This is a genomic window from Serratia sp. HMSC15F11, from assembly GCF_001808215.1.
Lineage (GTDB): Bacteria > Pseudomonadota > Gammaproteobacteria > Enterobacterales > Enterobacteriaceae > Serratia > Serratia nevei.
Genome location: NZ_KV792464.1, coordinates 1 through 6233, shown reverse-complemented (window position 1 = coordinate 6233; position 6233 = coordinate 1). Strand labels below are relative to the sequence as shown.

The 6233-nt window shown below is 52.5% G+C and carries 3 protein-coding genes and 2 pseudogenes; 1 reads left to right on the top strand and 4 read right to left on the bottom strand.

All coding sequences use genetic code 11. The annotated features are described in order from the left end of the window. Positions 1–31 precede the first annotated feature (31 nt). The 4 genes and pseudogenes from HMPREF3138_RS25565 to lacI all read right to left on the bottom strand — a co-directional run. Positions 32–172: pseudogene (locus HMPREF3138_RS25565) on the bottom strand (maltose acetyltransferase domain-containing protein); the annotation flags it as partial. 65 nt (positions 173–237) lie between these two features. After that, on the bottom strand, positions 238–1491 hold the full coding sequence (gene lacY, locus HMPREF3138_RS13495) for a lactose permease (RefSeq protein ID WP_048998165.1): 1254 nt from the start codon (positions 1489–1491) through the stop codon (positions 238–240). Positions 1492–1542: 51 nt separating this feature from the next. After that, entirely contained in the window at positions 1543–4614 is a 3072-nt protein-coding gene (gene lacZ, locus HMPREF3138_RS13490; RefSeq protein WP_048998166.1) for a beta-galactosidase, read from the bottom strand. A gap of 122 nt (positions 4615–4736) precedes the next feature. Continuing rightward, on the bottom strand, positions 4737–5819 hold the full coding sequence (lacI, locus tag HMPREF3138_RS13485; protein ID WP_070559120.1) for a DNA-binding transcriptional repressor LacI: 1083 nt from the start codon (positions 5817–5819) through the stop codon (positions 4737–4739). A 237-nt stretch (positions 5820–6056) separates the two neighbouring features. Between lacI and HMPREF3138_RS26350 the strand changes: the two are divergent. Further along, positions 6057–6197 (top strand): annotated as a pseudogene (locus tag HMPREF3138_RS26350) (IS3 family transposase); the annotation flags it as partial. Between the last annotated feature and the right edge of the window lie 36 nt (positions 6198–6233).

Here is a 6233-nt window from a genome sequence, read left to right as displayed (position 1 = left end):
TAAAACACTATCAATAAGTTGGAGTCATTACCCTTTTTTCAACTTCTGATGGATGCGAGTGATTGAACTCATACATTAATGTTTTCCCACGAAGTCTTTTTTCAGGTAAGCCTTCGCACATATCGGTAAATAGCTTGCCTGCTTTTATTTTTTCTGTCATCGACATGTTCATTTTTAACATTCCGTCCTGATAAGTTGGTCGGATAAGGCGCTCGCGCCGTATCCGACATTAATTTCTTAAGAGACTTCATTCACCTGGCGACGCAGCAGGGAAAGTGGGCCGGGGCCGCTAAGCGTGAACACGGAAATTAAGGTGAAGCCCAGCGCCACCAGACCCAGCACCAGGTAAGCGCCCTGGAAACCGATGCTTTCATACATATTGCCCGCCAGAATAGACATAAAAATCATCGCCAGTTGCTTAAAGAAGCAGAAACAGACCAGATAAATCGTCGCTGAAAAACGCACTTCAAACTGGCTGGTAATATATTTAAAGCTGCCCACCAGCAGGAACGGTACTTCAAACATATGCAGCGTTTTCAGAATAACCACTTCCAGTGCTGAGGTAGCGAACGATGAGCCAATAATACGTACTGACATAATAGTGCCAGCCAGCAGCAGGGCGTTTTTCCCACCGATGCGATTAATGATCAGTGGCGCAAAAAACATAATCGAGGCGTTAAGTAATTCGCCCATTGTCGTTACGTAGCCAAATACCCGCGTACCCTGTTCACCGGTAGCAAAGAACGAAGTAAAGAAATTAGCAAACTGTTGGTCAAAAACATCGTAGGTGCAGGAAACGCCAATAACATACAGTGACAAAAACCACAGTTTTGGCTGTCTGAACAGTTCCAGCGCCAGCTTAAGGCTAAATGCCGAATGGTTGGCACCTACCGCATTGGCAACCGTGGCAGAAGAGGGCGCATCCGTTTTGGCGAAAAAGAGTAAAACGGCGAGGAGGAGTGCACAGCCAGAACCCAGCCAGAAAACAAACTGATTATTGATGGTGAACATGATGCCGACAATCGAGGCACACAGCGCCCAGCCAACACAGCCAAACATCCGCGCGCGACCAAATTCGAAATTACTGCGACGGCTGACTTTCTCGATAAATGCCTCTACTGCTGGCGCACCGGCGTTAAAACAAAAGCCTAGATAAATACCACCAACAATCGATCCTACTAAAATGTTGTATTGTAACAGTGGCCCGAAGATAAAAATAAAGAACGGCGCAAACATCACTAACATGCCGGTAATAATCCACAGCAGGTATTTGCGCAGCCCGAGTTTGTCAGAAAGCAGACCAAACAGCGGTTGGAATAATAGCGAGAACAGAGAAATAGCGGCAAAAATAATACCCGTATCACTTTTGCTGATATGGTTGATGTCATGTAGCCAAATCGGGAAAAACGGGAAGTAGGCTCCCATGATAAAAAAGTAAAAGAAAAAGAATAAACCGAACATCCAAAAGTTTGTGTTTTTTAAATAGTACATAATGGATTTCCTTACGCGAAATACGGGCAGACATGGCCTGCCCGGTTATTATTATTTTTGACACCAGAGCAACTGGTAATGGTAGCTACCGGCGCTAAGCTGGAATTCCGCCGACACTGACGGGCTCCAGGAGTCGTCGCCACCAATCCCCATATGGAAACCGTCGATATTCAGCCATGTGCCTTCTTCCGCGTGCAGCAGATGGCGATGGCTGGTTTCCATCAGTTGCTGTTGACTGTAGCGGCTGATGTTGAACTGGAAGTCGCCGCGCCACTGGTGTGGGCCATAATTCAATTCGCGCGTCCCGCAGCGCAGACCGTTTTCGCTCGGGAAGACGTACGGGGTATACATGTCTGACAATGGCAGATCCCAGCGGTCAAAACAGGCCGCAGTAAGGCGGTCGGGATAGTTTTCTTGCGGCCCTAATCCGAGCCAGTTTACCCGCTCTGCTACCTGCGCCAGCTGGCAGGTCAGGCCAATCCGCGCCGGATGTGGCGTATTGCTCGCCACTTCAACATCAACGGTAATCGCCATTTGACCACTTCCATCAATCCGGTAGGTTTTCCGGCTGATAAATAAGGTTTTCCCCTGATGCTGCCACGCGTGGACCGTGGTAATCAGCACCGCGTCGGCAAGCGTATCTGCCGTGCACTGCAACAACGCTGCTTCGGCCTGGTAATGGCCCGCCGCCTTCCAGCGTTCGACCCAGGCGTTAGGGTCAATGCGGGTCGCTTCACTTACGCCGTCGTTATCCAGCGGTGCGCGGGTGAACTGATCGCGCAGCGGCGTCAGCAGTTGTTTTTTATCGCCAATCCACATCTGTGAAAGAAAGCCTGACTGGCGGTTAAATTGCCAACGCTTATTATCCAGCTCGATGCAAAAATCCGTTTCGCTGGTGGTCAGTTGCGGGATGGCGTGGGGCGCGGAGGGGAGTGTCACGCTGAGGTTTTCCGCCAGACGCCACTGCTGCCAGGCGCTGATGTGTCCGGCTGCTGACCATGTGGTCGCGTTCGGTTGCACTACGTGAACCGTTAGCCAGAGTTGTCCGGCGCTCTTCGGCTGCGGTAGTCCAGGCAGTTCAATCAACTGTTTACCTTGTGGAGCGACATCCAGAGGCACTTCACCGCTTGCCAGCGGCTTGCCATCCAGCGCCACCATCCAGTGCAGGAGCTCGTTATCGCTATGACGGAACAGGTATTCGCTGGTCACTTCGATGGTTCGCCCGGGTAAACTGAACTGGAAAAACTGCTGCTGGTGTTTTGCTTCCGTCAGCGCCGGATGCGGCGTGCGGTCGGCAAAGACCAGACCGTTCATGCAGAACTGGCGATCATTCGGCGTATCGCCAAAATCACCGCCGTAAGCCGACCACGGATTGCCATTTTCATCATATTTAATCAGCGACTGATCCACCCAGTCCCAGACGAAGCCGCCCTGTAAACGGGGGTACTGACGAAACGCCTGCCAGTATTTAGCGAAGCCGCCAAGACTGTTACCCATCGCGTGGGCGTATTCGCAAAGGATCAGCGGGCGCGTCTCTCCAGGCAACGAAAGCCATTTTTTGATGGACCATTTCGGCACAGCCGGGAAGGGCTGGTCTTCATCCACGCGCGCGTACATCGGGCAAATAATATCGGTTGCGAAGGTGTCGGCTCCGCCGCCTTCATACTGTACCGGGCGGGAAGGATCGACAGATTTGATCCAGCGATAGAGTGCGTCGTGATTAGCGCCGTGGCCTGATTCATTCCCCAGCGACCAGATGATCACACTCGGGTGATTACGATCGCGCTGCACCATTCGCGTTACGCGTTCGCTCATCGCGGGTAGCCAGCGCGGATCATCGGTCAGACGATTCATTGGCACCATGCCGTGGGTTTCAATGTTGGCTTCATCCACCACATACAGGCCGTAGTGGTCGCACAGCGTGTACCACAGCGGATGGTTCGGATAATGCGAACAGCGCACGGCGTTAAAGTTGTTCTGCTTCATCAGCAGGATATCCTGCACCATCGTCTGCTCATCCATGACCTGACCATGCAGAGGATGATGCTCGTGACGGTTAACGCCGCGAATCAGCAACAGCTTGCCGTTCAGCAGCAGCAGACCATTTTCAATCCGCACCTCGCGGAAACCGACATCGCAGGCTTCTGCTTCAATCAGCGTGCCGTCGGCGGTGTGCAGTTCAACCACCGCACGATAGAGATTCGGGATTTCGGCGCTCCACAGTTTCGGGTTTTCGACGTTCAGACGTAGGGTGACGTGATCGGCATAACCACCACGCTCATCGATAATTTCACCGCCGAAAGGCGCGGTGCCGCTGGCGACCTGCGTTTCACCCTGCCACAAAGAAACCGTCACCCGCAGCTCATCGCGCAGCTCGCCGTACATCTGAACGTCTGCCTCCAGTACAGCGCGGCTGAAATCATCATTAAAGTGAGTGGCTACATGGAAATCGCTGATTTGCGTGCTCGGTTTATGCAGCAACGAGACGTCACGGAAAATGCCGCTCATCCGCCACATATCCTGATCTTCCAGATAACTGCCGTCACTCCAGCGCAGCACCATCACCGCGAGGCGGTTTTCTCCGGCGCGTAAAAATGTGCTCAGGTCAAATTCAGACGGCAAACGGCTGTCCTGGCCGTAACCGACCCAGCGCCCGTTGCACCACAGATGAAACGCCGAGTTAACGCCATCAAAAATAATTCGCGTCTGGCCTTCCTGTAGCCAGCTTTCATCAACATTAAATGTGAGCGAGTAACAACCAGTCGGATTCTCCGTGGGAACAAATGGCGGATTGACCGTAATGGGATAGGTCACGTTGGTGTAGATGGGCGCGTCGTAACCGTGCATCTGCCAGTTTGAGGGGACGACGACAGTATCGGCGACAGGAAGATCGCACTCCAGCCAGCTTTCCGGAACCGCTTCTGGTGCCGGAAACCAGACAAATTGCCACTCACCATTCAGGCTGCGCAACTGTTGGGAAGGGAGATTGGTGCGGGCCTCTTCGCTATTACGCCAGCTGGCGAAAGGGGGATGTGCTGCAAGGCGATTAAGTTGGGTAACGCCAGGGTTTTCCCAGTCACGACGTTGTAATACGACGGCCAGTGAATCCGTAATCATAGTCATAGCTGTATCCTGTGTGAAATTGTTATCCGCTAACAATTTCACACAACATACGAGTCGGACGCATAAAGTGTAAAGCCTGGGGTGCCTAATGAGTGAGCTGACTCACATTAATTGCGTTGCGCTCACTGCCCGCTTTCCAGTCGGGAAACTTGTCGTGCCAGCTGCATTAATGAATCGGCCAACGCGCGGGGAGAGGCGGTTTGCGTCTTGGGCGCCAGGGTGGTTTTTCTTTTCACCAGAGAGACGGGCAAAAGCTGATTGCCCTTCACCGCCTGGCCCTGAGAGAGTTGCAGCAAGCGGTCCACGCTGGTTTGCCCCAGCAGGCGAAAATCCTGTTTGATGGTGGTTAACGGCGGGATATAACACGAGCTGTCTTCGGTATCGTCGTATCCCACTACCGAGATATCCGCACCAACGCGCAACCCGGACTCGGTAATGGCGCGCATTGCGCCCAGCGCCATCTGATCGTTGGCAACCAGCATCGCAGTGGGAACGATGCCCTCATTTAGCATTTGCATGGTTTGTTGAAAACCGGACATGGCACTCCAGTCGCCTTCCCGTTCCGCTATCGGCTGAATTTGATTGCGAGTGAGATATTTATGCCAGCCCGCCAGACGCAGACGCGCCGAGACAGAACTTAATGGGCCCGCTAACAGCGCGATTTGCGGGTGACCCAATGCGACCAGATGCTCCACGCCCAGTCGCGTACCGTCTTCATGGGAGAAAATAATACTGTTGATGGGAGTCTGGTCAGAGACATCAAGAAATAACGCCGGAACATTAGCGCAGGCAGCTTCCACAGCAATGGCATCCTGGTCATCCAGCGGATAGTTAATGATCAGCCCACTGACGCGTTGCGCGAGAAGATTGTGCACCGCCGCTTTACAGGCTTCGACGCCGCTTCGTTCTATCATCGACACCACCACGCTGGCACCCAGTTGATCGGCGCGAGATTTAATCGCCGCGACAATTTGCGACGGCGCGTGCAGGGCCAGACTGGAGGTGGCAACGCCAATCAGCAACGACTGTTTCCCCGCCAGTTGTTGTGCCACGCGGTTGGGAATGTAGTTCAGCTGCGCCATCGCCGCTTCCACCTTTTCCCGCGTTTTCGCAGAGACGTGGCTGGCCTGGTTCACCACGCGGGAAACGGTCTGATAAGAGACACCGGCATACTCTGCGACATCGTATAGCGTTACTGGTTTCACATTTACCACCCTGAATTGACTCTCTTCGGGTGCTATCATGCCATACCACGAAATGTTTTGCGCCATTCGGAGGGGGCACGCCGAAGTGAGATTCAAAATGCCGACGTCAGTTCACAGGTGGGTAATGATACCAACGTGTTGATTTCGTATTTTCACTGACACCAGGATCATCCTGATGTTACAAGGATTGAATGACTACAGATTAAAATAGTCATCAACAGGTTGACAGCATTACCGGAAGCAAAGCAGAAGATAGGTGATTATATTCATGGCTATTACAGCCGACTGAGGCCGCATTCGTACAATGGTGGTTTAACGCCAAATGAATCGGAGAAACGTTACTGGAATAGCTATAACTATGTGGCCAAAATGACTTGACCACGGCTTTGTTGAATAAATCAGATTTCGGGTAAG